We start from the raw sequence: 26,296 nt of genomic DNA, 5'->3' as shown, positions 1-26,296 counted from the left end.
GCGGCCCGCGGCCGGACCGGCGAAAACGCGAACCGTGGTCCGTAGACCCCTCTCACCATCCCCCCCGCCACCGGGGGCGAGGCGGAGGGGCCTCGCCGGACCGTTCGCGACAACGAACGGAACAAGAGGACATGAACGACATGTACATGCGGGCGCCCCATCGGCGCTCCTCCGCCGATATGGCAGCTGCCGCGGCGCTTCTCATCGATTTCGACAACGTCACCATGGGGATCCGGTCCAACCTGGGCCAGGAACTCCGAAACTTCCTCGACTCGGACATCATCCGGGGCAAGGTGGCCGTACAGCGGGCGTACGCGGACTGGCGACGCTATCCCCAGTACATCGTGCCGCTCTCCGAGTCCTCCATCGATCTCATCTTCGCGCCCGCCTACGGGTCGTCGAAGAAGAACGCCACCGATATCCGACTCGCGATCGACGCGCTCGAACTGGTGTTTACGCGCCCCGAGATCGCGACCTTCATTCTCTTCTCGGGGGACTCCGACTTCTCGAGTCTCGTCCTGAAGCTGAAGGAGTACGGGAAGTACGTGATCGGCGTGGGGCTCCAGGAGTCCGCATCCGACATCCTCGTCCAGAACTGCGACGAGTACTACAGCTACAACCGGGTGTCGGGACTCCAGTCGGCCGACGAAACGCAGACCGAGAAGCACGATCCGTGGGAGTTGACGAGCCGGGCCGTCGCGCGCATGGCCGAGCGCGGCGATGTCATGCGGTCGGATCGGCTGAAGCAGGTGATGCTGGAGATGGATCCGGGCTTCGACGAGAAGACGACCGGTTTCTCCCGATTCAACCGATTCCTGAGTGAAGCGGCCAAACGCGGGCGGATCGTGCTGCAGAAGCGGGAAAACGGCCAGTACGATGTCGGCCTGCCTTCCGGCGCGGCGTCGGCGTCGGCATCAGCGTCGGCGGCGGGCGGCGAGGCGGCGTCCTCCCGGGCGGAGACCCCGACGGCCAGGAGCCGCGGTCGGCGTGGACGCCGCGGAGGCTCCGGCCGCGGCCGTGCGTCCGCCCCGAAAACCTCGAGCGAGCGAGCGCCCGCGAAAGCCGGGAAACCGTCGGCGAAGGTGACGGGATCTTCGGCTGCTCCGGCCGTCGAAGGCGCCTACGAGGCGCTGAAGCGCGCGGTGGCCGAGCTCTCGCGGAACGGAGCCCCGGTCCGCGACTCGATGGTCAAGCGCAAGCTCCTGCAGTACGACGCCACGTTCGATGAGGGCACCTTCGGCTTCAGCAAGTTCAGCCTGTTCCTGAGGGCAGCGCACGATGCGGGCGTCGTCGCGATGTCGCGGCACGAGGACGGCAATCACTATCTGACCGTGGCGGCTGCGCCGGCCGCGCCGGCGAGCGGGGCGGAGCCGACGGCGCCCGCAAGCGAGGACGATGGGGGCGGGCGGTCCGCGCTGTCCGCTGCGGCGAGGGCCGCACGCAAGACGCTCGGCCGCTTCGGGATCGGATCGGCGCCCAGGAGCGAGCCGGCGCCTCGGAGCAAGCCGGCGCCCGGGAGCAGGGCCGCGCCCGCGAGCAAGCCGGCGCCCCCCAGCAAGCCGGCGCCGCAGCGTGCGCCATCGTCTCCGGCGGCCGGGGCGGACACGCCGAGGCAGCGAAAAACGCCGGCTCAGCAGCGGAAGTCGGAGCCGCCTCGAGCCGAACGCGCCGGGAAGGACCCGGCCGGCGCGCAGGACGCAAGGACGGCCGCGAAAGGCCGGGCGGATCAGGGCCGGGCGGATCAGCGAGATGGCAGGTCTGCCGCGCGCCGCGGCCAGCCGAAGGCGCGGGAACAGCGGGCCCCGAGGCCGGATCGTGAGCAGGCGACGCCGAAGAAGGAGCCCGCGGCGCCCACGCCGCAGCGCGAGCCGGAAGCCCGGGAAAGCCAGCCGAGCGCCCGGGAGAAGACGCCTTCCCGGCGCACGCTCGGGCGTTACCGGTCGGGATCCCGCGGGCGGACCGCTGCGCCGAGTGCGGCGAAGAAGGCAGGCGCGCCTCGCATCGGCCCGGTCGCCGATGAGGAACCGGCCACGGGCAAGGCGAAGAAGGAAGCGAAGCGCGCGGACGCTCCGACTCGCAGCCGGCCCGCGGCACGCAAGGCCGGAGGGGCCGGGAAGTCGGCCGGCGGCGCCGCCAAGCCGGCCGCGAAGCCCGCCGGGGGACCCATCGGGCACATGGTCCGCAACTATGCGGGCGTCGGGAAGCGGACCGCGGAGGTGCTCTTCGACCACTTCGGCGACCGAGTGTTCGAGGTCATCGACTCCGAGCCGGCGCGCCTGACCGAAGTGCTCTCGGAAGGCCGGGCGAAAGTGGTCCGCGCAGCCCGGCGAGCAGAGCGGGAAAGCTGAACGACTCGGCCGGTCCGGGCCCTCGGTCCGGACCGATCGACGCCGACTTTCTCTCTCGCTCCGCCGTCGAAGTGGCCCGGGCACTGCTCGGCTGCACGGTGCGCTCCGACTGCGCCGGCGAGCGGACCGCCGGCCGGATCGTCGAGACGGAAGCCTACACGGGGCCCGAGGACGACGCCTGCCACGCGGCCGAGCGGATCGGCCGCACGGCGCGAAACGCACCGCTGTTCGGACCTCCGGGCACCGCGTACATCCACCGCAACTACGGCATCCACTGGCTCCTGAACGTGGTCACGGGACCGGAGGGCTTCCCGGCCGGCGTCCTCCTGCGGGCCGTCGAGCCAACCGAGGGTATCGATGTCATGCGCCGCCGCCGCGGCCGAGCGGAACTCACCAACGGCCCGGCCCGGCTCGCCCAGGCGCTCGCGGTGGGTCCCGACATGCAGGGGCATCGACTTGACCATCCCCCGCTCTCCGTGCATTGGGGCGAGCCCGTCCCGGAGGCGGTCGTGCGGGTCACGACGCGGGTCGGGATCTCGCGCGCGGCGGACCAACCCCTCAGGTTTTACGATCGACGGAGCCGCTGGGTCTCGAAGCGCTGAGCCGCCCCCGCGGGCGGCGGAACCCCGGGAGGACGTGAATGGCCGAAATCGCTCTGCAGGAGGTCGGTACGTACGGCTTCGCCTCGCTTCTCCCTCCGCTGCTGGCGATTGGGCTCGCGATCTACACGCGGCAGGTCTTCCTCTCGCTGGCGGCCGGCATCTGGCTCGGACACACGATTCTCTCCGGCTGGAACCCGGCCGCGGGCGCCGCGGGCGCGATCGATGGCGCGATCGGCGTGCTCGGCGACGCGGGCAACGCGCGGGTCATCGTCTTCACGTTCCTCATCGGCGCCCTCATCGCCACGGTGGAGGCGAATGGCGGCATGCGAGGCTTCGTGCGCTGGGTCGAGGAAGCCCGCTGGGTGACGAACGCCCGGCGCGCCCAGATCATGGCCTGGCTGATCGGGATCGTCGTCTTCATCGAATCGAATCTTACGATCCTCGTCGCGGGCTCCGTGTCGCGGCCCCTCTTCGACCGCTTCAGGATCTCGCGAGAGAAACTGGCCTACATCGTGGACTCGACCTCGGCGCCCGTCTGCATCCTCATCCCCTTCAACGCGTGGGGCGCGCTGGTTCTCGGGATCCTGACCGAGCAGGGCGTGGCCAACCCGCTCGGCGTCTTTCTCGTCGCGATTCCGCTCAACCTCTATGCCGTCGCGGCCCTCGTCCTCGCGGGCCTGACGGCCTTCCGGGGCTGGAACTGGGGCCCGATGAAGAAAGCCGAGGCGCGCACGCGGGACGGGCGTCTCCACTGGGACCACGCCGTGGCGCTCGCGGATCCGGAGGAGATCGCGCCGCCGCCGCCCGAGGGCGTCGCGCTCAAGCCTCGCAACATGCTGATCCCCATCGCGGCCATGGTCGTCTCCATGCCGCTGTTCATGTGGGTGACGGGGGGCGGGTCGATTGCGGAGGGGTCCGGTACCACGAGCGTGCTGTGGGCGGTGCTCGTGGGGCTGGCCCTGGCCTGGCTCCTGGCTCTGGGGCAGCGCTCTCTCGACATCGAAGCGCTGAGTCGCGTGGGATTGAAGGGGGCGGGGGCGCTCACCGGAATGGCGGTGGTGCTCTGGCTCGCGCTGTCGCTCGGCGATGTGACGAGGTCGCTGGGGACGGGTCTCTATGCGGCGGGCGTCGTCGGAGACACCTTCCCGCTCATGGTGCTGCTGCCGCTCGTGTTCGTCGTCACGGGCGTGATCGCCTTCGCCACCGGAAGCAGTTGGGGGACGTTCGCGATCATGCTCGCGGTGGCCGTCCCGCTCGCGAACGCCCTCGGCCTGCCGCCCGCGCCGTTCGTGGCCGCGGTGCTGTCGGGTGGCATCTTCGGCGACCACTGCAGCCCGATCAGCGATACGACGATCATCGCCTCGCTCGCGTCGGCGACCGATCACATCGAGCACGTCCGCACGCAGATTCCCTATGCGCTCGTCGCGGGAGGCATCGCGACCGCGGGCTTCGCCGTCGTCGGAGCCCTGATGTGAAGCACGTCCTGCCCGTCTCATGGACCGAGACCGGCGGGCGAGGGCGCGTCGGCGGGGTAGGGCTGACGGAACTCGCCGTCCGATTCGGGACGCCGCTGGTCGTCGTCGACGAAAGCCATCTCGAAGACCGTCTCGCCCGTTTTCGCGCCGCCTTCGGACCGGACGCCGGACTGACATACGCCGGAAAGGCCTTCCTGTGCGGGGCCCTGGTGCGGATTCTGGCCCGGAAGGGCTGGCTGGTGGACGTCGTCTCCGGCGGGGAACTCGAACTCGTGCGGCGAGCGGGCTTCCCGATGCGCGACGTCATCCTCCATGGGAACGCCAAATCGGCCGCCGAGTTGGAACGAGCCGTCGGGTACGGGGTGGGCCGGGTCGTCATCGACCATCCGGCCGAGGTCGATGACCTCCGGAGGGCCGCGGCCGCGGCAGAGTCCGACCATCGTCCCGACCTGCTCCTGCGACTGAACGTGGATCTGACCCCGGAGACGCACGAGAAGGTGCGGACCGTGGGGCCGGGCACGCATTTCGGGATGTCGCCGGCCATCGCGGGGTCCGTCGCGCGCCGGATCGCGGGCGCGGGAGGGTGGCGCCTGACGGGCGTCCACATCCACGCGGGCAGCCAGATTCGGGATGCCGCGCTCTTCTCCCGGGTCGCGGAGGCGGCAGTGGATTTCGTGGCGCCGCTGCGGCTCTGTTTTCCCGAGATGGTCGACCTGGATCTCGGGGGCGGGCTCGCGGCGCCCTACCGCGCCGGGGAAGTGGCGCCCTCCCCGCGGCGGTATGCCGAGGCGCTGCGGGCCGGCCTGCGCCGGTCCAACGCGGCGGCGCGGCTGGGCGCGTACCGGCTCATCGTCGAACCGGGCCGGTCCGTGATCGCGAACGCCGGGCTCACCCTCTACACGGTTCACGCGCGCAAGCGTCTCGATGGGGCCGCGGAGGCACTGGCCGTGGACGGCGGGCTCTCCGACAACCCGCGCCCCTCGCTGTACGGGGCGAGCTACGAGGTGCTCAACGCTTCGCGCGCGCTCGGCGAGACCGGGCGGACGTTTCGCGTCGTGGGAAGGCACTGCGAGTCGGGCGACGTGGTCGTGCCGTCGGCGACGCTGCCCGCCGACACCGAGGTGGGCGACGTGCTCGCCATCCCGGGCACGGGCGCCTACGTGTTCGCGATGTCGAGCCGGTACAACGGGGTCGGACGCCCCGCCGTCATCTTCGTGCGGGACGGCGCGGCGCGGGAGGTGATCCGCCGCGAAACGGACGACGACCTGCTGGCGTGCGACCTGGCGCTCGGCAGCCCGGAAGCGGCCCGGATCGCCCGCCCGGTCAGCGCCGCCGCAGTTCCGCCGTCGCGAGCACGCTGACGTCGGGGTCGAAGCGCACGCCGTCGGCCCCCGCGGCGCCCGGGATGCGCAGCGTCGCTTCCCGGGAGTCGACGCGCACGCTCGCGCGACGGCCATCGGCGGCGCCCCCCTCGACCTCGAACTCGAGATCGAGCGTGAACACCGGCCACTCCGCCGGCTGCGCCTGGCGGATCGAGAGCACGAGATCCTCCGCCTCCGGGCCCCATTCCACCTCGAGTCGCGGGTGTCCGGGGCCGTGGACCCACTGGTCGAAGAACCAGCCCAGTTCGCGGCCCGAGGCGCGCTCGAACGCCTCCCGCACGTCGCGGGTCAGGGCGGCGCCGTGGAGATGACCGGCGTAGTAGTCCCGGATCCCGCGGAAGAACGCTTCGTCCCCCATGTGACGGCGCAGCATGTGGAGGACCCAGGCGCCCTTCTGGTAGTTGTTCCGGTTCAGGAGGTCGAAGAGCTGGTTGGAGCTGGAGTCGACGATCGCCTGCCCAACGACGTCCGACCCCACCGCGACCTCGCGGCTCCCGCTCATGAGCGCCCGAAACGCCTCCGTCCCGTCCCGGGCCTCGAAATAGAGCGGGCCGAAGTAGCTCGCGAATCCCTCGCTGACCCACAGGTGGTTCCAGGACGCCGGGCTCACCGCGTCGCCGAACCACTGGTGCGCGGTCTCGTGCGCGATGACCCCCTCGCCCATGCGCCGCTCCTCCCAGGCTCCGCGCCCGTAGAAGATCGCGCTCGAGTTCTCCATGCCCCCGAATCGGGTCGACGACTCCACGTGGGCGAGTTTCTCGTACGGATACGGCCCGATCAGCTCGCTGTAGAAGTCGAGCATGTCCGGCGCGCGCGAGAAGCGTTCGGCCCCGTAGTCGCCATCGCCCGCCAGCGCCCACACGGAAACGGCCGCGCAGGCCTCCCCTTCTCCTCCGGGACGAGGCGCCGCCGGGGAGAGTCCGCAGCCCGCCGCGCCGAGAGGGCGACGCTCGAAGCGGGCCATCCCCACGACCATCGTATAGGAGGGGATCGGCGCGCCGGAATCCGTCTCCCAGACCCACACTGTCCCACCCTCGGCCCCCGGACGCGTCTCCACGAGGCGCCCGTTGGCGATGACCTCGAACCCCGCCGGGGCCAGTACCTCGAAGCGGGCGGTGGCCTTGTCCAGGGGGTGATCGTTGGAGGGAAACCACCACCGGGCGCGGTTCGGCCAGTTGTCCGCGAACACGGCCGGCTCGCCGTCGCGATCCGCGCCGAAGAAGAGGCCGTTCTGCGGGGAACCTCCGTATTCGACGCGGATCTCGCGCTCCACGGCGGCGGCTGTCGCCTCGAACGGACCGACCGTGAGCACCGAGCCGCCGCGCCCGTACTCGACGGCCCGGCCGTCCATCGTCACGGACGCCACCTCCAGCCCGATGAAGTCGAGGTCCACGCGATCCGCACCGGCGGCGAGGTCGCCCCGCAGCGTCGCGACGGCCGCGAACGCTCCCGAGGCGGGACGGGAGAGGTCGAGTTCGAGCCGATAGTGCGCGATATCGAAGCCGGCGCGGTCCGCCGGGCGGCGCAACTCCATGCCCGGTTCGGGGGCCACCGAAGCCGGGTCGAGCGTCGCCTGCTCCGCCGGAATCCGGGGCGGGCGCGGTCCCTCCGGGCCCGGACGACACCCCGCCGACAGGGCCGGGAGGAAGCACACGGCGAGAGCCGCGAGGCGGAGCGTCGGCCCGGCGAGCCTCCCTCCGTCTTGCGAAGCGACGGGCCGCGCCCCACCGTGGCGGCGCACGCTTCGTCGGGCGCGGCCCCGACGTCTGTCCGATTCCATCGCGAAACGAAGTCCGGTCATCATATCCAAGAGACTCTACGTCCGTGAGTGAGGAGGGGCACCCCTTCGCCCAACTCGGCCTCTCCTCCGACCTCGTCGAAGCCGTGGCGAGGGCGGGCTACGCCGAGCCCACCGAGGTTCAGCGCCAGGCGATCCCTGCCATCCTGGCCGGCCACGACGTGCTCGGCACCGCCCACACGGGCACGGGCAAGACGGCGGCCTTCACCCTCCCGGCGGTGCAGCGCCTCGCGGCCACGGAACCGTCCACCGCCCCGCGAGGCCTCGTCATCACGCCGACGCGCGAACTCGCGCAGCAGGTCGCCGCCGCCGTCACGACGTACGGCGCGGTGTCCTCGATCGAGTCCGTCGTCGTCCATGGCGGCACGCCGCTGGGACCCGAAAAGGCGGAACTCGCGTTCGGGTGCGACGTGCTCGTCGCCACGCCGGGCCGCCTGCTCGATCACATCAAGCGCGGGAACGCGGACCTGTCCCGGGTCGAAGTCCTCGTGCTCGATGAGGCCGACCGCATGCTCGACATGGGATTCATCGACGATGTGAAGGAGATCGTTCGCCACACGCCGGACGACCGCCAGACGCTTCTCTTCTCGGCGACGATGCCCAATGGCGTCCGCTGGCTTGCCCATCAACTGATGACCGACCCCGAAGAAGTCCAGATCGGGCGCGAGACGGCGGCGGCCGGAATCCGCCAGGTCCTTCACCCGGTGGACTGGTCGCAGAAACACGCCCTCCTTCACCATCTGCTCGGGGAGTGGCCGGAGGGACAGGTGCTCGTCTTCACGCGCACGCGGGTGACGGCGACCTACCTCGCGGACTACCTGCGGTCCCACGATGTCGCGGTAGCGGGCCTGCACGGCGGCAAGCACCAGGACCAGCGCGACAAGGCGCTGCGCCGCTTCCGGGAAGGCTCGATCCGCGTCCTCGTCGCCACGAACGTGGCCGCGAGAGGGTTGGACATCCGCGGCATCCGCCATGTTGTGAACTTCGACGTGCCCGAAGATCCCAGAGACTACGTGCACCGCGTAGGCCGCACCGCCCGCGGCGACGACACCGGCGACGCGATTACGCTCATGGCCGCGAGCGACTGGGTCGAGATCCGAGCCATCGAGCGTCTGCTGGGCGAGACGATCGAGCGCCGCGTCGTCCCCGGCTTCGAACCCGACGTGGAGCCGCCGCCCCCCGAGGAGGTGGAGGTCGAGCGCCCCGAGCCCACCGCCCTGCGGCGCGGGATCCGGCGCAGGCGGTAGCTCCGGCCCGGCTTTCGCCCCGGGCCGCGCGGGGCCCATATTCGGCTGTCGTTTCGCGCGGTTTCTTTCCGGAGGATTTCATCATGTCTGTCGCTCTCGGCTCCCGCTCTCCCCGCAACGTCATGACGCCCCGCGTCGCGCTCGCGGCTCTGTTGCTCCTGGCTCTGCCCCCGGTCGTTGAAGCCCAGCGCACCGCCAAGCCGGTGCTGCACGGGCGCCACTGGATGGCGATCACCGGCAAGCCGCTCGGCGCCACCGCCGGGGCGCGCATGTTCCACCAGGGCGGAAACGCGGTCGACGCGGCCGCCGCCATGCTCGCCGCGACCTCCACCATGTGGGACGTGCTCTCGTGGGGAGGGGAGACGCAGGCGCTCATCTATCATCCGGTAGAGGAGCGCGTCATCGGCGTCAACGCCCTCGGCGCGGCGCCGAGCGGCGCGACCCCCGACCGCTACCGCGCGGAGGGCCACGACGACTTCCCGCCCGAGTTCGGTCCGCTGTCGGCCGTGACCCCCGGCACGCCCGGCGGGCTCATGACGATGCTGGCCGAATGGGGCCGGCTGAGCCTCGCCGACGTGCTGCGGCCCTCCATCGAGATGGCGGACGGATACCCGATCGAGGCCGACGCGGCGCGCCGCATCCGGAATACGGTGGATGAGATCCGGCAGTGGCCGTCGTCCATGGATGTCTACTTCACGCACCCGGACGACGCGGAAAACCCCGGCCCGCGGGAGGGCGAGATCTTTCGGCAGCCGGGACTGAAGCGGACGCTCGAACGGCTCGTGAAAGCCGAGGCCGAGGCACTGGCGGGAGGCGCGAGCCGCAGGGAAGCGATCTACGCCGCGTACGACGCCTTCTACCGGGGAGAAATCGCGGCGGACTTCGTCGCGGGCGCGCAGGCGGCCGGCGCGCTCATCACGATGGAGGACATGGCGAACTGGCAGGTCTACCTGGAGGAACCCGTCACCGCCAACTACAAGGGGATCGACGTCTACAAACTCACGACCTGGGTGCAGGGGCCCGTGATGCTGCAGGCGCTCAACATGGCCGAGCAGCTCGACCTCAAGGGCATGGGCTACAACAGCGCGAACTATCTCCACGCCCTCTATCAGGTGATGAACCTCTCGTTCGCCGACCGCGACTTCTACTACGGCGACCCCTACTTCCCGCCCGCGGAACCGATCGAGGGACTTCTCTCGAAGGACTACGCGAGGGCCCGGCTCGAGGCCATCGACTGGGACCGGAACGATCCGAACGCGGGGCCCGGCGATCCCTATCCCTTCCAGGGGGAGGAGAACCCCTTCACCGACCTGCTCGAACGCTGGGGGACGCGGGCCGCCGTCACGACGGAACAGGGAGTCGAACTGTCCGCGGGCGATCACGCGGAACTCGACGAGGATTTCTATCTCGGCACGACCTCCGTACAGGCGGCGGACGCGGAGGGCTGGGTCGTCTCCATCACGCCTTCCGGCGGCTGGATTCCCGCCGTCGTCGCCGGGGAAACCGGGATCGGGCTCTCGCAGCGGGCCCAGAGCTTCGTGCTCGACGAGGCGGACAACCCGTACAACGTGATCGAACCCGGAAAGCGGCCGCGCGCCACGCTCACGCCGGGCATGGCGCTCAAGGACGGCCGTCCCTTCCTCTCCTTCGCCGTTCAGGGGGGAGACGGACAGGACCAGAACCTGCTCCAGTTCTTCCTCAACGTGGTCGAGTGGGACATGAACGTGCAGCAGGCGGTCGAGGCGCCGAACATGAACAGCTACCAGATGCGGGGTTCATTCGGCCAGCACGAGACGCGCCCGGGACGGATGCTGCTGCAGGACGCGACGCCGCCCTGGATCCGCTCCGCCCTCGACTCGATGGGGTACGAACTCACCTTCGCGGAGCGCACATCGGGGCCGATCAACGCGATCTTCTTCGACTGGGAGAACGACGCCTTCTGGGGTGGCTCGAGCCACCACGGCGACGACTACGGCATCGCATGGTGACCGCTCCCTATTCGCCGCGCTCCATCACGTCGAACAGATCGTAGCGCCCCGGTGAAGGGCTCCGGCCGCCCGAGCCGTCGCCGGGGACGCCCCCCTCCCCGTCGGCGGGCCGGAGTGCGCCGGGGTCCGCGGGCCGCCGCAGGTGCCAGTCCGTCGCGCGCTGGTACGCCGCGATGACGGCGAGCAGGTGGTGTTCCGCGTAGGGTTCCGCGCCGAACATGCCCCCGATGGGTCTCGGGTGTCCCGTCGACCCGGTCTCGAATCCGATCGGGAAGCCGATGAGCGGCAGCCCCACCATGTCGAAGGGGTAGGGCGCGGTCTGCGTCACCAGGTCGCAGCGGCCGAACACCTCGTCGAGGACCTCCTCCAGGAGGACGAGCCGCGCCCGCGAGCCGCGCACGTACTCGGCCGCGGGAAGGAGCAGCCCGTTGACCCACGGCGCGAGCGAGACGCCGAACTTCCTCACGTCGTCCCGAAGGTGTTCGAGGAAGATCTCCGAGCGCTCCGGGAGCCGCACGTTGTTGAAGTTGAAGCTCGTCAGCGTCTCCCAGTGGGTCGGGAAGTCGAGTTCGACGATTTCCGCTCCCGCGTCCTCGAGCGTTGCGAGCATGCGCCGCCGCGCCTCCGCCGTCGCCACTTCGCGACGGTACGCCGCCTGGGTCCGCTCCCGCCGCGGGAACGAGCTTCCGATGCGGTCGACATCGGGGTCCGGTTCGGGCCCCGGGTCCGCCGGGGGCTCCGGTTCGTCCAGGAAGCCCGGCAGAACGCCGATCCGCACCGCCCCTCCGCGCTCCGGATGCGTGAGCGCGCCGCCGTCCCCGCTCACCGCCCCCAGGTAGTCCGGGACCGGCGGGAGGCCGAGGGATCGGGGGTCGGCCGGGTCGGGCCCCGCCATGACCTGCAGCATCAACGCCGCGTCCACCGCGTCCCTGGCCAGCGGGCCCGGATGATCTCGCGTGTAGGTGAGAGGGAGGATGCCGTGCAGCGAGACCCGGCCCATCGTCGGCTTGATGCCCGTCAGCGCCTGTGCGTTCGACGGGTTCGTGATCGAGCCGCCCGTCTGCGTCCCGGTGCTCGACGGGGCCATGCGCGCCGCGACCGCCGTCGCCGACCCGCTCGACGACCCGCCCGGGCTCACATTGTCGTGGTACGGGGCCCATGCGTTCACCGTCGTGCGCTCCCCCGTGGGGGTCGAGGCGGCCGTCGTCGCGAGCGGTCCCATCTGGGTCTTGCCGAGCAGGATCGCGCCCGCGTCGCGAAGCCGCGCCCACGAGGTCGCGTCGAAATCCGGCACGAAGTCCTCGAAGATGAACGAGTTGGCCGTCGTGCGGACGCCGGCGGTGAAATAGTTGTCCTTGATCGCGAGCGGCACGCCCGTCAGCGGCGCCCGTCCGCGCGTCCCGTCCGCGGTCCGGGCCGCCTCGAGCGCGGCCTGGGAAACCACCGTGTTGAACGCCTGATAGCGGGGGTCCCACCGGCCGATCCGCGCGAGATACGCCTCCACGAGTTCGACCGCGCCCACGTCGCCGTCACGAAGGAGCCGCGCCGCTTCGGCGAGCGTGAGTTCGGTCAGGTCCGCAGGTTGCGGACGGCCCGCCGGCGGAAGGTGCAGTTCGCCGACGCGTCCGGTCGCGGCCCCGCGGCCCGCTCCGATCCCTCCGTCGGTTCCCGGCGCGATCCCTCCGTCGGTTCCCGGCGCGATCCCGGCCCGCGCGTCGGAGATCGCGCCCAGGGTCGAAGGGGTCGCAATGGCCGTCGCGGTCAGCGCCGTCATCCGCTCGAGGAAACGACGCCGATTCAGCTCACCCACGGTTCCACGCGCTCAGTTCGGCGGGATAGATGGCGGGCGCGGGCCCCAGGGGATCGAACTCGAAATCGGCGATCGCCCCGGGCGTCGACCTCAGGAAGCGGCGCGCGGACGCCATGATGCGGCGCTGATCGGCCGGCGCATCCTCATCGTCGTCGGGAAGCACGGAGAGATCGACGCCCGCGAGCGCGAGGCGCGTGCGGATGTACGCGTCGAGTTGTTCGTCCGTCACCTCCTGTGACGACGTGACGGAAATCGGCGGAGAGGGTCGGCGGGCCATGGCGCCTCCGTGGGGAAGAGTTCGGAAGCATCATGACTTCGGCGGTCGCCACGCGCCACCGGGGTCGCCGGTACCGCGCGCGCCAACCTCGGGCCAGCAAGGTTTGCCGCGGACCCGAAGCGGCACTAACGTTCACGCGGACGGATGCAAGGCCATATTTCTTGAGCCAACAATTGCCCATAGAGTCTCCGATCCGGAGGCGGACGTCATGCCCTGCGGGGACGGCGGAAACCGATGGGAGGGGCCGAACCGTGTTGCGGAGGGCTTCAAGAAATCCCCTTGCATCCGATTCCTACAGAGGGGGTGACCCACGGGTCGCCCCTTTTGCATCCCGGGCGGGGCGCGACGGCGCCCCGCATCCGTCGGAGGAGATCCCGGAGCACTCTTGGAGGAGATCGTGAGCGAAGAGCGCCTGTCGCGTCTCGTCCGCGAACAGCTCGAACTGCTCGGCGAGGACCCCGGCCGCGAGGGGCTCGTCCGGACGCCGGCGCGCGTGGCCGCCGCCCTGGAGTTTCTCACCCGCGGCTACGGCCAGACCGTCGAGGAGGTCATCGGGACGGCGATCTTCGAGGAACCCCACGATTCGATGGTCATGGTCAAGGACATCGAAGTCTATTCGCTGTGCGAGCACCACATGCTCCCCTTCTTCGGCAAGGCGCACATCGCGTACGTCCCGGACGGACGCATCGTCGGGATCTCCAAGTTCCCCCGCATCGTCGACGTGTTCGCCCGCCGGCTTCAGCTTCAGGAGCGCCTGACCGAGGAAATCGCGCAGGCGATCGAGGAGGCGCTCAACCCGCAGGGTGTCGGGGTTGTCGTGGAGGCCATTCACCTCTGCATGATGATGAGGGGTGTCGAGAAGCAGAACTCGAAGACGATCACGAGCGCGGTGCGCGGCCTGTTCCGCCGGGATCACCGGACGCGCGAGGAATTCCTCCGTCTGGCACACTCGCGCGACTAGGCGCGGGCAGTCGGCGAGGCGGCGACATGTTTCTCGAACTGGCTGAGGTCCTGGACTGTCCCGACTGCCGGGCGTCGGCGGGGCTCGTCGCCTTCGTCGACCGGGCGGAATCGCGTCGCGTGGTCGAGGGACGGCTGGGGTGCCCCCTGTGCGAGATCGAGGTGCCCATCCGTCGGGGGACGATGCGCTTCGACCTTTCCGACGCCGCGCGCCGCGCCACGCATGGCGCCGGGACGACCCGCCCTCCCGCGACCGCGCCCGAGGCGATCCCCGATCCGGCCGGGTCCGGCGGGGAGGCCGCTCCGGAGGCGGCAACGGAGGGGGCACTGCGCCTCGCGGCCCTGCTGGGCGTGAGCGACCGGGCCGGGATGGTCGTGCTCCTGGGCCCGAGGCTGGCCGCGCACGCCCCTCCCATCGCCCGCCTCGGAGACCGTCTCGAGGTGCTCGTCTGGCTCCCGGATCCCGCCGGCCGTTCCCCCCCGCCCGCCGTGGCCGTCGAGGATCTCGCGGCTGGCGTCGACCCTCTCCTGGGCGCCGCTCCGCTCCGCTGGCCGGTTCGCTCCGGCGCGCTGCACGGGATCGCGCTCGCGGCTCCCATTCCCCTGCCGCTGTCCGAGATCACGCGCTGCGCGCGGCCCGGCGCGCGCCTCGTCGTCGAGACTCCGACGCTGGAGGACCTCGACTCGCTCGCCGCGTCCGGGTTCGCGAAAGTCGCCTCCGACGCCACCGTCTGGGTCGGTGAACGTCGTCAAACGTAGTCCGCAATTTGCCACAGCTTGACAAAACGCTATAATTATCCGCTGTCGCCAGACGTGTGGGGATTCGTGGGAGATGTGCGGAGGTGGTGTGAGTGAGATGTACGATCCGGACTCGCTCTTGGGGGGGGGTGGCATGGTGTGGAGGAAGATCTGGGACGGTAACGGAAGGCGCCGACGGAAGCGGCCGGACTTCTACGAGGAAGGTGTGGAACTGGTTCGGCAGGAACTCTACCACGAGGCGCTCATTTCATTTCGTCTTTCCTTGAAGTACAGCCCGCGGCATCCGGCCACGCTGGAACAGATGGCCGTGGTGTACACGCACATTGGACTCACCGATGATGCGGTTCGCGCGTACGGCGCCGCCCTTGAGGAGCGCCCGCGCAGCACGGCGGCGCACTATGGTCTGGCGTTCCTGCTGTTGAAGAAGGGCGCCGAGCGGGAAGCCTCGCGGCATCTTCAGGAGTTCCTGGCCTACGCGCGCGGCGACCGGGAGGAACCGAGGCATCTCGAGCATGCCCGGCGCACCCTCCAACGGCTCGGCGTGCCGGTCGCGGAATCGGCCGCCCACTAGCGGCCCGCCACCGGCAACGTGCAAGTCTCGAGTCCGCTCCCGGAAGACTATCGGCCCGGCACATTGCCGGAACTCTTCCTCGACGGGCTCTCCCGGCCCCGCGCGGACGCGGCGCGGACGCGGGGAGCCGACGGCGTCTGGATTTCGACCTCGACCGATGACATCGGCCGCCGTGCCCGGGCCATCGCGCTCGGGCTCCGAACAAAGGGGTTCGAAGCGGGCGACCGCATCGCGATCCTCTCGCAGACCCGCCTCGAGTGGGCCCTGGCCGACTGGGGCATCGTCATGGCGGGGCTCACCTCCGTCCCCGTCTACCCGGTGCTTCCCTCCGATCAGGTGTGCTACATCCTCGCGGACTCCGGCGCACGCGCCGTATTCGTGGAGGACCAGGAGCAACTGGACAAGATCGCGGAGATCGAAGACGAACTGCCCGCACTGCAACTGGCGATCGCCTTCGAGCCCGTAACAGCGCCCGAGGGGTCTTCGCTCGCCACGATGCAGCTGGACGCCCTCTCCGACCTCGGCGAGTCCGCGCCCGAAACGCTCGCGTCGACCTACGAAACGCACGCTCGAAAGACGCGTCCGGAAGACCTGGCGACGCTCATCTACACCTCGGGCACGACCGGCGACCCGAAAGGCGTGATGCTCACGCACGCCAACTTCCATTCGAACGCGGACATGGCGCTGCGGGTTTTCCCGATGGACTCTACCCACGTGGCCCTCGCGCTCCTGCCCCTCGCGCACGTGTTCGAGCGCACGGTCGGCCACTATATCATGTGGCAAGCGGGGGTCACCGTCGCGTACGCGGAGTCCCCGACCACGGTGGCCCGCGATCTCGGCGAAGTCTCGCCCACCTTCATGGCCGCCGTCCCGCGGGTGTTCGAGAAGGTGCTCGAGAGCGCCGAAGCCAGCGCCCGGGCGGCGGGCGGGGCGAAGCAGCAGATCTTCAATTGGGCGCGTCGTGTCGGCGAAACCCGCGCGCTGGCGGAACTCGAGGGACGCCGGGTCGGGCCGGGTCTCGGTCTCCAGTCCGCGCTCGCCGACCGCCTCGTGTTCTCGAAGCTGCGCGCCCGCACCGGAGGACGGATCCTGTACTTCGTGAGCGGCGGAGCCCCGCTGGCGCCGGCCGTGGCCCGCTTCTTCTTCGCCGCGCGCCTGCCCATCGTCGAAGGCTACGGGCTCACGGAGACTTCGCCCGCCGTCAGCTTCAATCCGATCGACGCCATCCGCCTCGGCACGGTCGGGAAACCGATCCCCGGCACCGAGATCCGGATCGCCGAGGACGGAGAGATTCTCGTCCGCGGGCCGCAGATCATGGCGGGCTACTACAACAAGCCCGAGGCGACGGCCGAAGCCATCGATGACGCCGGCTGGTTCCACACGGGCGATGTGGGCGAGATCGACGAGGACGGATACCTCCGGATCACGGACCGCAAGAAGGACCTCATCATCACCGCCTACGGGAAGAACATCGCTCCCCAGCCCATCGAGGCGGAGATCAAGCGGCACCCGATGGTGGCGGAAGCCGTGATGCTCGGCGACGGACGAAAGTTCCCCATCGTCATCGTCGTGCCCGAATTCGGGGCCGTCCGTCCGGAACTGCACGGAGTCGAGGAAGCGGCGGACGCCGACCTCGTCACGGACGCCCGGACGCGCGGCATGATCGAACGGGCCGTGCGGGAACGCTGCCGGGACTTCGCGCACTACGAGCGGCCGCGCGACGTGCTCCTCGTCCCCGGGCCGTTCACCGTCGAGGGCGGGGAGTTGACGCCGACGCTCAAAGTCAAGCGCCGCGTGATCGAGACCCGTTTCGCCGGCGCGGTCGACGCGCTCTACGAGCGGGCCGAGGACGCCATGAGCGGGCGGGAAAAAGAGCGGGATCGCCCGTGAGCGACGTCGTGGCCGGGCTCATCACGGGGCCTGACCGCGAACAACTCCTGCGGCTGGGACGGGCCCTCGTCGAAGAGCGGCTCATCGCCTGCCTGAACGTCGCGGACCGCGTGACCTCCGTCTATCGATGGGAGGGCGAGGTCTGCGAGGAGGCGGAAGCCCTCGGCATCCTCAAGACGACCGCGGCCCGCAGCGATGCCGTCGAGCGGCGCATCCGCGAACTCCACCCCTACGATGTCCCGGAGGTCCTCTTCATTCCCGTGACCGCCGGCTCCGCGCCCTACGTGGACTGGGTGTCCGAACAGGTGAGCGAATAGCGTCGTCGCGGCTCGGTCCCGGCTCAGTCCAGCTCAGTCCGGCTCAGTCCGCCGCGTCGTTCTCCGAGCGGTACCAGAACCAGAAGACGACACCCGCCGCCGTCCACAGTATCGTGCCTCCGCCGATCCGCATGATCAGCCCCGCGAGCCGCTGGTCTTCGCCCGCCGAGAGCGCGCCTACCGGAGGCGCGAGTTCGTACGTCGCGTAGAAGGGGAGTTCCGCGAACGTCAGGAAGACGTACGGCAGCGTCATCAACACCGTGCTCGCGATCAGGTAGCAGATCCGGACGCCGAGCGGAAAACGCGGCCGGTGCGGGATCGGACTCACGACGGGCCACCAGAAGACGAGTCCGCCGGCCAGCCAGGCCATGTCGAGCGCGAGCGAGCCTGCCTGGGAGGCCATGAGACCGTCCACGACCTCCGGCCAGTGCGTCGCGATGACGATCGTATGGAAGAAGAGCAGCGCGATGAGCGGTCGCGCGAGGAACCCGAGGACGGAAGTCGCCCGGCCGCGGCGCACTCGCTCCAGCGCCGCGCGCGGAAGTCCCGCGATGATGAGAGGCGGGGCGAGCAGCGCGATGAGGAGGAACTGCACCATGTGCACGGACGCCAGATACCCGGAACCCAGCGCGCCCACCGGCCAGTCGAGCGCGACCCAGAGCGTGAGCGCGCCGCCGGCGAAGCGGGCGATCTCGCTCCGCGAAGGCGCGGCGCCCCGGGTGAAGACGCGATAGGCGAGGCACAGGAACGCGACGAAGAGCCAGACGCCCGGATAGGGGCGCCAGGACCAGTCCCACGGGATGCCCTGGGCCGCGCACCACCATTGCATCGTGTGGCCTCAGTCGCCGCTCGTGCCCGCTTCGCCCGCCGGCTTCGAAACCGACCGGTTGAGGCGCAGGAGCAGGGGAAAGTCGTGGCGCCAGTCGGTCTGGCGCACGCCGCTCGGGTACAGCGCCCGCGCCACGCCGTCGCCCGTGACGGCGACGATCGGCGTCGCGTGTCCCACGAAGTACGGCTCTCCCGCGCCCGGCGGGTGCGAGGTCTCTTCGACCTGCGCCGGCGGAAGGTGGAACCCGGCCTGGATCTCGTTCACCGTCTCCAGCTCCCCGCTGAGGCCGACGAAGGACGCGTCGAAGAGGTCCAGCCAGCTCCGCAGCCGGTCCGGTGTGTCGCGCGCCGGATCCGTCGTTACGAAGACGACTTCGATCTCGCGGCGGTCCGCGTACGAGAGATCGTCGAGGGCGGCCCCGAGCACCGCCATCTGCACCGGACAGATATCGGGGCAGTGCGTGTAACCAAAGAAGAGCAGCGTGAGCGACCCCGCGGTCTCCGGCCGAAAGTCGAACCGGCCCCCCCGGGAGTTCGTGAGGATGAACTCCGGCACCTCGAAAGGCTGTTCGAGCGCCAGTCCCCGCAGCTCCCCCGTGCCCTCCGTGCGGTCGATCGCCGTGTCGGGGGAGGCGCAGGCGAACGCGGCGAGACCGACGCCGCACGCGACCGCGCGGGCGGCAGCGAGGTGCGGCGTCCTCATCCGAGCAGCCCCCGGATGAACTCGAGGACCGGGAGGGAATCGAGGATCACGAGCCCGGTGCCGATGCCGGCGCCGAGCAGGTATCCGAGCCGCACAATGAGGTCGAATTCACGCTGGCTGATATCGCGAACAAGGTGTTCGATCCGTTCTATGGAGAAGTTCTCGATCTTCGTCGAGATACGGTCGGCGATCCGGATACGCTCCGCCACCTCCGGCACCCGGTTGACGATCCAGTCCCACGCGGGCGCGGCCAGTGTGTCGGCAAGTCGTACCGCGGCATCTTCGCGCAGGAAACGCCCGAGCCGCCCGATCGGCGTGCGAAGGAGCCGGTCCGCCATCGACTCGGCGATCGAGTCGAACAGGACGCGTCCCGCGTCGGACCGAAACCCTGCGGCAAGCGAGGCCGCCACGCGGTCGGCCGGGACGGCGCCCAGCACGTCCGCCCAGCTCCTCTCGCCGAAGCGCTCGAGCAGTCCCTCGAGCCGGTCGAGCAGGAAAGCGCGCGAGCCCGGATCCCGCGCCGCCTTCACGATCCACTCCGCCGACGCATCGAGCGCGCTCTCGACCTGGGGATCGCCCGCGCCGCCGATGACCTCCGAAGGAGGGTGCCGGAGGAATTCTACGACGCCGTCGTTGACGTGCCGCGCGATCGCCGTCTGAACCTCCGGTTCGCGCAGCACGCCGCCGAGGCGGTCGGCGCCTTGCTCGCGCAGGGTATCGAGCGCCTGCGTCACGGTTTCCTCGGTGACGATGAAGCGGGCCACGACGCGCTGGTGGAAGCGGAGATCCTGCATGAAGCGGTCGAACAGTTCCCCGAGCACGTGCTCGATCCGCTCCCTCGCGTCCGGGTCGTCGAGCAGTCGGCTCAAGCGCTCGATCGCGACCGGAAGATAGTCCTTGATCGCGTGCTCGAGTGCGGCAACGAGCCCCGCGGGGATCAGTTGCTCGAACGTCCGGTGCGGTCTGAGGAGTTGCCGCGCGGCCTCGTCCAGGTGGCGGCGTACCGTCGCCTCGAAGGCCGACGAATCGACGAGCCGTTCGAGCCAGCCGTCGATCGTGTCGCGCACGGCCGCGACCCGCTCCGGTTCCAGCGTCTGAGCGAGGGATTCGTCGCTCAGCGACTCCCGGATCGACTCGAGGAGGCGCCCGGATTCATCCCCGAACTCCGGCGAGTCCAGCGTCCCGGCCAGGAACTCCCGGCCCTGTCCGAGAATCCGCGTGAGGAGTTCCCGGACCTCGACGAGCGCGGCCTCGGGGAGGAGGTCGGCCAGTGCCGGTTGCTCGCCCTCGCCGAGTTCGACCGCGAGTTCCCGCAGCCGCTCCCGAAAGGCGGACTCGAGTTGGCGCAGCTCGGAAGTGATGTCTTCCGGCGTGAGAAGCGCCCCGCCGACGACGCCACCGACCGAATCGGCCAACCGCTTCTGATTCTTCGGAACCGCTCCCTGCAGCCACCGCACGGGCCGGCCCAGAATCTTCGGCGGACGGTAGGGATGGAAGATCATCCACACGGCGATCCGGTTCGTAATCCCGCCCGCCAGGGCGCCAAAGGCCACCGTCACGACGGCGCGCAGCCAATCGAATTCCATCAGGGAGAAGGCAGCGTGGCCGTGAACCCGTTGAAGTGGAGCACTTCCGTCCCGACGTAGACGGTGGCCTCCATGCGGATGAGGGGCCCGTCGCCGGGGTCCTCGCTCATCAGCGGCCGAAAACTCCCGCGGACCGTCGTACCGGAGATCTCGAACCGCCAGGCCGCCGCCGAACCGCCCGCCCGCCCCGGATCCGGCGCTTCGAGCGTCACCTCACCCCAGGCCGCTTCGACCCCGTGCAGCCAGGTGTTGGCAACGGCCGGCTGGCCGATGGTGCCCGCGTGGACAACGAGACCGTTGCCGAGCGAGTCGGCGAACACAAACGTCCGGCCATCCGTCGACGCGACGGGGATGCTCAGCGCCCGGGCGGCGCGCCGAAAAAAGAGGATGCCCGGCACGGCCCTGTCGCCCATCCGCAGCGCCGCCATCCCCAGCGACTCCCGTTGCCCGGTCGGTCCCGTCCAGACGGACACTTCCTCGCCCGCCACGAGACGGACCGGATCCGTGCCCTCGCCCTCGGGTTCGCTGAACAGGAGACTCACGACCTGGCCGGCATCGCCGACGCGCACCGCCATCGTCGGCGTCGGCAGCAGGCGCCACGCCGCGCGCGCCACGGACACCGTGTCCCGCGTCAGGACGAGGGACTGCCAGGCGTCGCCGTCCGCGAGGCGCACGTCGTAGTCGAGGCGCAGGTCGTCGCCCTCGGCCGTTTGATCGAACGAGCCGATGAACGCCGTCCCGTCGTCGGAGGCGAAGAGCAGGTGCGTCAGGTAGCGCGCGTCGACCGCCGGCGTGAGCGACTCGCCTGCGATCTCTCCGCGAGCTTCCGCCGTTCCATCCGGGGGAGGCCCTGCACAGGCGAAGAAGATCAGGGCGGCGCCCGCCACCGCGGATGGGCAGCGCCCGATCACGTCTCCCCCGGCGCGTCCCACGCGTCTCCGCCGGGAGCGGCGTCGGGCAGCCTGGCTCGCGGCCCCAGGGCCCGGTCGAGCGACTTCAGCATGCGCCGGATCCGCCGCCGGTTCGTGCCGAGATCGAAGTTCCGCCGCCGCGCGCGCGAGAACGCCTCGACCCGCGTGAGCCCGTTCGCATCCAGGGCAACCCATATCGTCAGGTCATCGACCCAGCGCAGGAGCGGGACCGCGCACCTCACGGAGATGAGCCCCAGGTCTTCGTCGCGGTGGGCGAGCGTCCACCACCAGCGCCGCCCGGCGTAATTGAGCAGTTGGTCCCAGACCCGGGAGAAGGCCACCTCGTAGAGGCGCGGTTCGGGCCCGTCCGGCGCACGGGTATCCGCCGAATTCTCCTGAAACCAGCGGGAGAGCCCGCTGGCCTGCCCGCCGTCGGGAGCTGCCTCCGTCACCCCGGAAGCCCTCTTTCCCCGGTTGCCCGCGTCCGCCGCGGACGGATAGCTTGGCGATCCGCGGGGCCCGGTTGGCCCGGGCTCCCGGCCCCCGCAGACGGCAGGACCACTCTCCCGAAACTCTGACGGCTTAACATGCAGGCCATAATACCGTTGGCGGGAATGGGTACAAGGGTCCGTCCCCACACCCACACCCGTCCCAAACCCTTACTCCGCGTGGCCAATCGGCCCGTCCTTTCCTACGTCATCGAGCAGCTCAGAGCCGAGGGCGTCGACGAGTTCATCTGCATCACCGGGCACCTTGCCGGTCGGATCCGGGCTTTCATGGCCGAGGAGTTCCCCGGCCTCCCGGTCACCTACGTGGAGCAGGCCAGCCAGCGGGGGACGGCCGACGCGATTGCGCTGGCGGAACCCTGGGTGACCGGGCCGGTCCTCATCGTTTTCGTGGACACGCTCTTCGATGCCGACTTCAGCGTGCTGCACCGCCACGCGTCCGCGTCCGGCATCATCTGGGCCAAGGAGGTCGAGGACTACCAGCGGTACGGCGTCATCGTCACCGATGAGGCCGGAACCATGCGGCGGATCATCGAGAAGCCGTCGGAACCCGTATCGAAGCTCGCGAACATCGGCGTCTACTACGTGAAGGACCATGAGCTGATGTTCGAGGGGGTTCGGCATGTGATGGACCTGGATCCCAAGCTCGGGGAGTACTTTCTCACGGACGCGTTCCAGTACATGATCGACCGTGGCGCACGTATCCATACGGCGGAAGTCGGCGGCTGGTTTGATTGCGGGAAGCCCGAAACGCTGCTCGAGACGAACCGCGTGATGCTGGAACGCGGGCACGGAGGGGAGCCCGACCTTCCGGATTCCGTCGCCGTCGAAGGCGCCATTGCGGTCGCCGCGGACGCCATCGTCGAATCTTCCGCGGTCGGCCCCAACGTGAGCGTGGCATCCGGAAGCCGGATCCGGGGTTCGCGCCTCCGCCACACGATCGTCGGCGCGGACAGCGTCATCGAAGACTGCGATCTCGTAGATTCACTGGTCGGGGACCGCGTGACGCTTCGAGGCGTGCGCGGAAAGGTGAGTGTGGGAGACGACGGAGTCGTCGAAGGCGAGTGGACGTGAGCCAGGACGAACTCATATACGACTGGAACGCGCTTCCGGGGAGCCATGACTACGCGGCGACCCGGGTCGAACTGGACGATGAGACGCTCCGCGACGGCCTGCAGAATCCGTCCGTCAAGGACCCGCCCATCGAGAAGAAGATCGAACTTCTCCACCTGATGGTGGACCTCGGCATCCACGCCGCCGACATCGGACTTCCGGGCGCGGGGCCGCGGGCCCGCGGCGCCGTGCTCGCGCTCGCCCGCGAGATCGTGGACCATCGCCTGCCGATCGAGGCGAACTGCGCGGCGCGCACCGTCCGCGCGGATATCGAACCCATCGCCCGCATCCAGCAGGCGACGGGCCTTCCGCTCGAAGTCGGCGCCTTCATCGGGAGTTCGCCGATTCGCCAATACGCCGAGGATTGGGATGTCGAGCGCATCCTCGCCGCCACGCGGGACGCCATCGAGTTCGCGGTCGGCGAGGGCCTCGACGTGATGTATGTGACGGAGGACACGACGCGGTCGCGGCCCAGGACGCTGGGCAGGCTCTTCTCGGCCGCGATCGAAGCGGGAGCGCGGCGGATCTGCCTCGCCGACACCGTCGGACACGCGACGCCCGCCGGTGTGCGCCGGCTCGTCCGCTTCGCGAAGGACTTCGTCGCCGCCACCGGCGAGCCCGTAAAGGTCGACTGGCACGGCCACCGAGACCGGGGTTTCGGGCTGGCGAACGCGCTGGCGGCGATCGAGGAAGGAGTGGATCGCGTCCACGCGACGGCGCTCGGCATCGGCGAGCGGATCGGCAACGTCGAGATGGACCTCCTGCTCGTGAACCTCCACCTGCTCGGGACCCACGACCACCCGATCGACCGGCTCCCGGACTACTGCCGCGTGACGGCGGAGATGTGCGGCGTCGAGGTGCCCCACAACTATCCCGTTATCGGGGACGACGCCTTCCGGACGGGGACCGGCGTACACGCGGCCGCGATCATCAAGGCCATGCAGAAGGGGGACGGCTGGCTGGAGGACCGCGTCTACAGTGGCGTCCCCGCCTCGATCGTGGGGCGGACGCAGACCATCGAGATTTCGCCGGTCTCCGGGCTGAGCAACGTCCGGTACTGGCTGGTCCGTAACGGATACGACCCGGAGGACGAGATCCTGTGCGAGGCGCTGTTCCGACTCGCCAAGAAGTGCGATCACACACTCTCGCCCGAGGAAATCGAAGCCGAGATCGGGCGCGTCCAGGGGGAGCAGGCCCCCGTATGAGGATCCGCCTCGCAGCTACAGCGCTGGCTGGACTGGCCGGACTCGGCTGCCTCGCCGACCGCGCGGTGGCGCAGGAGATCCTTCCGCGGGGCGTTGCGGGGGACGCGCCCGTGATCATCCTCCCCGTACAGTCGGCCGTCCCGGACCTCGAGGGGACGTGGGTCGGGGGGACGGGGAGCGCGCAGCGCACGATCGACCTCCTCAACGCCGAGATCGAGTTTGCGTTCGGCGAGGAAGAGGGGGCCGCGCATTGGGCTCTTCCGCCTGCCGTGGAGGCCCGCCTCTCGCGCAACCCGATGATCGGCGTCGACCCGGGGCGGCTCGCCTACCGGGGCCTGCTCACCGCGCCGGATCCCGAGTCGCAACTCTACGAACCGCTCCACTCGCAGCTTCGCCGGGTGGCCGCCCTCTTCGGAGCCCGCCTCGTCGTGCTGCCGCTCGCGGTGTCGTATCGGGAGAGCCGCGCCGTCCTGCAACTCGCCCTCATCGACGTGCGGCGCAGCGCCGTCCTCTGGCACGGCGCGGTCGCGGGGGCGGCCGCGGAAGCCGCATCCCCATTCGCCCTCACCACGCTCGCGCTGCGCGTGGCCGATCGACTCGCACCTTCGTGACGATGAAACCGATACACGACGTCGTGTTGATTCCGGGCGACGGCATTGGCCCGGAGATATCCGAAGCCACCGTTGCGATCCTGGAGGCCGCGGGCGCGCCCATCCGCTGGCGCGAGTGCCTCGGCGGCGTGACCGCCATGGAGGCCGTCGGAGAGCCGCTTCCGCAGGCGACTCTCGAATCGATCGAGGCGACCGGCGTCGCGCTCAAGGGGCCGCTCACCACTCCCATCGGCTCGGGTTTCCGGTCGGTGAACGTCGCGCTCCGCAAGCATTTCGACCTCTACGCGAACGTCCGTCCCGCCGTAACCCTTCTTCCGGCCGCCCGCTATCCGGATGTGGACCTCGTCATCGTGCGCGAGAACACCGAGGGCCTCTACGCCGGGATCGAGCACTTCATCGGGATGGAGAACGACCCGCGCGCCGTCGCCGAGTCCGTCATGCTCATTACGCGTTACGGGTCGCGTCGCATCGTGCGCTTCGCGTTCGAGTACGCCCTCGCCCACAACCGTCGTCTCGTGACCCTCGTCCACAAGGCGAATATCCTCAAGTATACGCAGGGTCTCTTCCTCGAGGTCGGGCGCAACGTCGCGGCCGAGTACGAGGGAAGGGTGGAATTCGACGACAGGATCGTGGACGCCACGGCGATGCAACTCGCACTGGATCCGTACCGCTTCGACGTGATCGTGACCGAGAACATGTTCGGCGACATCCTCTCGGATCAGGTCGCGGGACTCATCGGCGGGCTCGGCTTCGCGCCGGGCGCGAACCTCGGCGAGCGGGCCGCGATCTTCGAGGCGGTGCATGGGTCGGCGCCGGACATCGCGGGGCAGGGGATCGCGAACCCCACCTCCCTCCTGCTCGCGGGCTGCCTCCTGCTCGACCACCTCGATGAACCCGAGGTCGCCGCGCGCATCCGCGCCGCCCTGCACCGGACTCTGCACGAGGATGTCGGCCATACCCCGGACATCGGCGGTTCCGCCGGCACGACGGAGTTCGCCGACGCGGTGATCGAACGACTGGACGCCGCCGGTGAATGACCGGCACGGGGCGCGAACCGGTGGATGAGCTTCATTTCAAGGGCGTGATGTGCGGCGCCTGCGGCCAGATGTTCCCCAAGGGACAGTTGGACGCCGACGACTGGTGCGAGGCCTGCGGGCCGCGCATGCAGCGGCGCATGCGGTTTTGGCGCCATGTGGTCGCCGCGTGCATCACGCTGCCGTTCGCCGTCTGGGTCGCGATCTGGCTCCGCACCTCCCCCGATCTCGGTTTCCTGCCCGCCTACGCGTGGGGGCTGCCGCTCGTGGCCGCGTACTATCTCGGTTTCCGCATCGGCCGCGAGGTCGTGAAGGGCTACACCCGATGGCGTCTCGCCCGATAGGCGCCCGGCCCGGCACGCGCGCCGGCATCCG

Annotated in this window: 24 protein-coding genes; 16 read left to right on the top strand and 8 right to left on the bottom strand. The window is 70.0% G+C overall.

Features of this window, described 5'->3' with window-relative positions; all coding sequences use genetic code 11:
• Positions 1–131: 131 nt before the first annotated feature.
• Genes ACOGXI_RS08465 through lysA form a run of 4 tightly spaced genes read left to right on the top strand, consistent with a single transcriptional unit; the run spans position 132 to position 5,786 of the window.
• On the top strand, positions 132–2,348 hold the full coding sequence (locus ACOGXI_RS08465) for an NYN domain-containing protein (RefSeq protein WP_419938426.1): 2,217 nt from the start codon (positions 132–134) through the stop codon (positions 2,346–2,348).
• Entirely contained in the window at positions 2,345–2,950 is a 606-nt protein-coding gene (locus ACOGXI_RS08460) for a DNA-3-methyladenine glycosylase (RefSeq protein ID WP_419940178.1), read from the top strand. The genes ACOGXI_RS08465 and ACOGXI_RS08460 overlap by 4 nt, the downstream gene beginning before the upstream one ends.
• 38 nt (positions 2,951–2,988) lie before the next feature.
• Positions 2,989–4,425 (top strand): Na+/H+ antiporter NhaC family protein, encoded by a 1,437-nt coding sequence (locus tag ACOGXI_RS08455; RefSeq protein ID WP_419938425.1) that lies wholly within the window; start codon positions 2,989–2,991, stop codon positions 4,423–4,425.
• On the top strand, positions 4,422–5,786 hold the full coding sequence (gene lysA, locus ACOGXI_RS08450) for a diaminopimelate decarboxylase (RefSeq protein WP_419938424.1): 1,365 nt from the start codon (positions 4,422–4,424) through the stop codon (positions 5,784–5,786). The genes ACOGXI_RS08455 and lysA overlap by 4 nt, the downstream gene beginning before the upstream one ends.
• On the opposite strand, the gene ACOGXI_RS08445 is transcribed toward lysA, so the two are convergent.
• The gene (locus ACOGXI_RS08445; protein WP_419938423.1) at positions 5,749–7,548 is read right to left on the bottom strand and encodes a M1 family metallopeptidase; all 1,800 of its coding nucleotides are present in this window, start codon (positions 7,546–7,548) and stop codon (positions 5,749–5,751) included. The genes lysA and ACOGXI_RS08445 overlap by 38 nt on opposite strands.
• Positions 7,549–7,631: 83 nt before the next feature.
• Here ACOGXI_RS08445 and ACOGXI_RS08440 point away from each other — a divergent pair, with 83 nt between their 5' ends.
• Together ACOGXI_RS08440 and ACOGXI_RS08435 are read left to right on the top strand one after the other, a co-directional pair.
• Positions 7,632–8,852 carry a DEAD/DEAH box helicase gene (locus ACOGXI_RS08440; protein ID WP_419938422.1) on the top strand — a complete coding sequence of 407 codons (1,221 nt, stop codon included), beginning with the start codon at positions 7,632–7,634 and terminating at the stop codon, positions 8,850–8,852.
• Between the two features lie 83 nt (positions 8,853–8,935).
• On the top strand, positions 8,936–10,840 hold the full coding sequence (locus ACOGXI_RS08435; RefSeq protein WP_419938421.1) for a gamma-glutamyltransferase family protein: 1,905 nt from the start codon (positions 8,936–8,938) through the stop codon (positions 10,838–10,840).
• Positions 10,841–10,847: 7 nt separating this feature from the next.
• Here the strand turns inward: ACOGXI_RS08435 and ACOGXI_RS08430 are convergent, their stop codons facing one another.
• Together ACOGXI_RS08430 and ACOGXI_RS08425 are read right to left on the bottom strand one after the other, a co-directional pair.
• Positions 10,848–12,650, bottom strand: a complete 1,803-nt coding sequence (locus ACOGXI_RS08430) for an amidase (RefSeq protein WP_419938420.1) — start codon at positions 12,648–12,650, stop codon at positions 10,848–10,850.
• Positions 12,643–12,927 carry a hypothetical protein gene (locus ACOGXI_RS08425; RefSeq protein WP_419938419.1) on the bottom strand — a complete coding sequence of 95 codons (285 nt, stop codon included), beginning with the start codon at positions 12,925–12,927 and terminating at the stop codon, positions 12,643–12,645. The genes ACOGXI_RS08430 and ACOGXI_RS08425 overlap by 8 nt, the downstream gene beginning before the upstream one ends.
• Positions 12,928–13,324: 397 nt before the next feature.
• Between ACOGXI_RS08425 and folE the strand changes: the two genes are divergently transcribed.
• The 5 genes from folE to cutA all read left to right on the top strand — a co-directional run bounded on the left by folE (position 13,325) and on the right by cutA (position 17,424).
• Positions 13,325–13,888, top strand: coding sequence for a GTP cyclohydrolase I FolE (gene folE / locus ACOGXI_RS08420; protein WP_419938418.1), 564 nt, complete (start codon positions 13,325–13,327; stop codon positions 13,886–13,888).
• A gap of 26 nt (positions 13,889–13,914) precedes the next feature.
• Positions 13,915–14,646 carry a hypothetical protein gene (locus tag ACOGXI_RS08415; RefSeq protein ID WP_419938417.1) on the top strand — a complete coding sequence of 244 codons (732 nt, stop codon included), beginning with the start codon at positions 13,915–13,917 and terminating at the stop codon, positions 14,644–14,646.
• Between the two features lie 97 nt (positions 14,647–14,743).
• Complete coding sequence (locus ACOGXI_RS08410) at positions 14,744–15,217, top strand: tetratricopeptide repeat protein (protein ID WP_419940177.1); 474 nt, start codon at positions 14,744–14,746, stop codon at positions 15,215–15,217.
• A gap of 63 nt (positions 15,218–15,280) precedes the next feature.
• Positions 15,281–17,107: an AMP-dependent synthetase/ligase gene (locus ACOGXI_RS08405; protein WP_419938416.1), complete on the top strand. Its 1,827-nt coding sequence runs from the start codon at positions 15,281–15,283 to the stop codon at positions 17,105–17,107.
• Positions 17,104–17,424, top strand: a complete 321-nt coding sequence (cutA, locus tag ACOGXI_RS08400; RefSeq protein ID WP_419938415.1) for a divalent-cation tolerance protein CutA — start codon at positions 17,104–17,106, stop codon at positions 17,422–17,424. The genes ACOGXI_RS08405 and cutA overlap by 4 nt, the downstream gene beginning before the upstream one ends.
• 43 nt (positions 17,425–17,467) lie before the next feature.
• On the opposite strand, the gene ACOGXI_RS08395 is transcribed toward cutA, so the two are convergent.
• From ACOGXI_RS08395 to ACOGXI_RS08375, 5 genes are read right to left on the bottom strand one after another with little or no spacing between them, the layout of a single operon-like run.
• The gene (locus ACOGXI_RS08395; protein ID WP_419938414.1) at positions 17,468–18,253 is read right to left on the bottom strand and encodes a cytochrome c oxidase assembly protein; all 786 of its coding nucleotides are present in this window, start codon (positions 18,251–18,253) and stop codon (positions 17,468–17,470) included.
• Between the two features lie 9 nt (positions 18,254–18,262).
• On the bottom strand, positions 18,263–18,955 hold the full coding sequence (locus tag ACOGXI_RS08390) for an SCO family protein (protein WP_419938413.1): 693 nt from the start codon (positions 18,953–18,955) through the stop codon (positions 18,263–18,265).
• A complete protein-coding gene (locus tag ACOGXI_RS08385; RefSeq protein WP_419938412.1) occupies positions 18,952–20,541 on the bottom strand; it encodes a DUF445 domain-containing protein in 1,590 nt (529 codons plus the stop codon). The genes ACOGXI_RS08390 and ACOGXI_RS08385 overlap by 4 nt, the downstream gene beginning before the upstream one ends.
• The gene (locus ACOGXI_RS08380) at positions 20,541–21,473 is read right to left on the bottom strand and encodes a hypothetical protein (RefSeq protein ID WP_419938411.1); all 933 of its coding nucleotides are present in this window, start codon (positions 21,471–21,473) and stop codon (positions 20,541–20,543) included. The genes ACOGXI_RS08385 and ACOGXI_RS08380 overlap by 1 nt, the downstream gene beginning before the upstream one ends.
• Positions 21,449–21,904, bottom strand: a complete 456-nt coding sequence (locus tag ACOGXI_RS08375) for a DUF1499 domain-containing protein (RefSeq protein ID WP_419938410.1) — start codon at positions 21,902–21,904, stop codon at positions 21,449–21,451. Before ACOGXI_RS08375 ends, ACOGXI_RS08380 begins: the two co-directional genes overlap by 25 nt.
• Positions 21,905–22,039: 135 nt before the next feature.
• Between ACOGXI_RS08375 and ACOGXI_RS08370 the strand changes: the two genes are divergently transcribed.
• The 5 genes from ACOGXI_RS08370 to ACOGXI_RS08350 are packed head-to-tail and all read left to right on the top strand — an operon-like array spanning position 22,040 to position 26,265.
• Positions 22,040–23,032, top strand: coding sequence for a sugar phosphate nucleotidyltransferase (locus tag ACOGXI_RS08370; protein WP_419938409.1), 993 nt, complete (start codon positions 22,040–22,042; stop codon positions 23,030–23,032).
• Entirely contained in the window at positions 23,029–24,276 is a 1,248-nt protein-coding gene (locus ACOGXI_RS08365) for a LeuA family protein (RefSeq protein ID WP_419938408.1), read from the top strand. Before ACOGXI_RS08370 ends, ACOGXI_RS08365 begins: the two co-directional genes overlap by 4 nt.
• On the top strand, positions 24,273–24,887 hold the full coding sequence (locus ACOGXI_RS08360) for a hypothetical protein (RefSeq protein ID WP_419938407.1): 615 nt from the start codon (positions 24,273–24,275) through the stop codon (positions 24,885–24,887). The genes ACOGXI_RS08365 and ACOGXI_RS08360 overlap by 4 nt, the downstream gene beginning before the upstream one ends.
• 2 nt (positions 24,888–24,889) lie before the next feature.
• A complete protein-coding gene (locus ACOGXI_RS08355; RefSeq protein ID WP_419938406.1) occupies positions 24,890–25,924 on the top strand; it encodes an isocitrate/isopropylmalate dehydrogenase family protein in 1,035 nt (344 codons plus the stop codon).
• The gene (locus ACOGXI_RS08350) at positions 25,921–26,265 is read left to right on the top strand and encodes a hypothetical protein (protein ID WP_419938405.1); all 345 of its coding nucleotides are present in this window, start codon (positions 25,921–25,923) and stop codon (positions 26,263–26,265) included. The genes ACOGXI_RS08355 and ACOGXI_RS08350 overlap by 4 nt, the downstream gene beginning before the upstream one ends.
• The last annotated feature ends 31 nt before the right edge of the window (positions 26,266–26,296 follow it).

It is taken from the genome of Candidatus Palauibacter sp. (assembly GCF_965208055.1).
Lineage (GTDB): Bacteria > Gemmatimonadota > Gemmatimonadetes > Palauibacterales > Palauibacteraceae > Palauibacter.
The sequence above is the reverse complement of the archived record's forward strand: the minus strand, read 5'-3'. Positions and strand labels throughout refer to the sequence as shown.

What these genes read in the sequence shown, in the direction of transcription:
- ACOGXI_RS08435 (WP_419938421.1), top strand. Translation starts at nt 8,936, where the DNA reads ATGTCTGTCGCTCTCGGCTCCCGCTCTCCCCGCAACGTCATGACGCCC.
- ACOGXI_RS08360 (WP_419938407.1), top strand. Translation starts at nt 24,273, where the DNA reads ATGAGGATCCGCCTCGCAGCTACAGCGCTGGCTGGACTGGCCGGACTC.
- ACOGXI_RS08355 (WP_419938406.1), top strand. Translation starts at nt 24,890, where the DNA reads ATGAAACCGATACACGACGTCGTGTTGATTCCGGGCGACGGCATTGGC.
- ACOGXI_RS08410 (WP_419940177.1), top strand. Translation starts at nt 14,744, where the DNA reads ATGTACGATCCGGACTCGCTCTTGGGGGGGGGTGGCATGGTGTGGAGG.
- ACOGXI_RS08425 (WP_419938419.1), bottom strand. Translation starts at nt 12,927, where the DNA reads ATGGCCCGCCGACCCTCTCCGCCGATTTCCGTCACGTCGTCACAGGAG.
- ACOGXI_RS08455 (WP_419938425.1), top strand. Translation starts at nt 2,989, where the DNA reads ATGGCCGAAATCGCTCTGCAGGAGGTCGGTACGTACGGCTTCGCCTCG.
- ACOGXI_RS08465 (WP_419938426.1), top strand. Translation starts at nt 132, where the DNA reads ATGAACGACATGTACATGCGGGCGCCCCATCGGCGCTCCTCCGCCGAT.
- ACOGXI_RS08390 (WP_419938413.1), bottom strand. Translation starts at nt 18,955, where the DNA reads ATGAGGACGCCGCACCTCGCTGCCGCCCGCGCGGTCGCGTGCGGCGTC.
- ACOGXI_RS08370 (WP_419938409.1), top strand. Translation starts at nt 22,040, where the DNA reads ATGCAGGCCATAATACCGTTGGCGGGAATGGGTACAAGGGTCCGTCCC.
- ACOGXI_RS08415 (WP_419938417.1), top strand. Translation starts at nt 13,915, where the DNA reads ATGTTTCTCGAACTGGCTGAGGTCCTGGACTGTCCCGACTGCCGGGCG.
- ACOGXI_RS08385 (WP_419938412.1), bottom strand. Translation starts at nt 20,541, where the DNA reads ATGGAATTCGATTGGCTGCGCGCCGTCGTGACGGTGGCCTTTGGCGCC.
- ACOGXI_RS08350 (WP_419938405.1), top strand. Translation starts at nt 25,921, where the DNA reads ATGACCGGCACGGGGCGCGAACCGGTGGATGAGCTTCATTTCAAGGGC.
- ACOGXI_RS08395 (WP_419938414.1), bottom strand. Translation starts at nt 18,253, where the DNA reads ATGCAATGGTGGTGCGCGGCCCAGGGCATCCCGTGGGACTGGTCCTGG.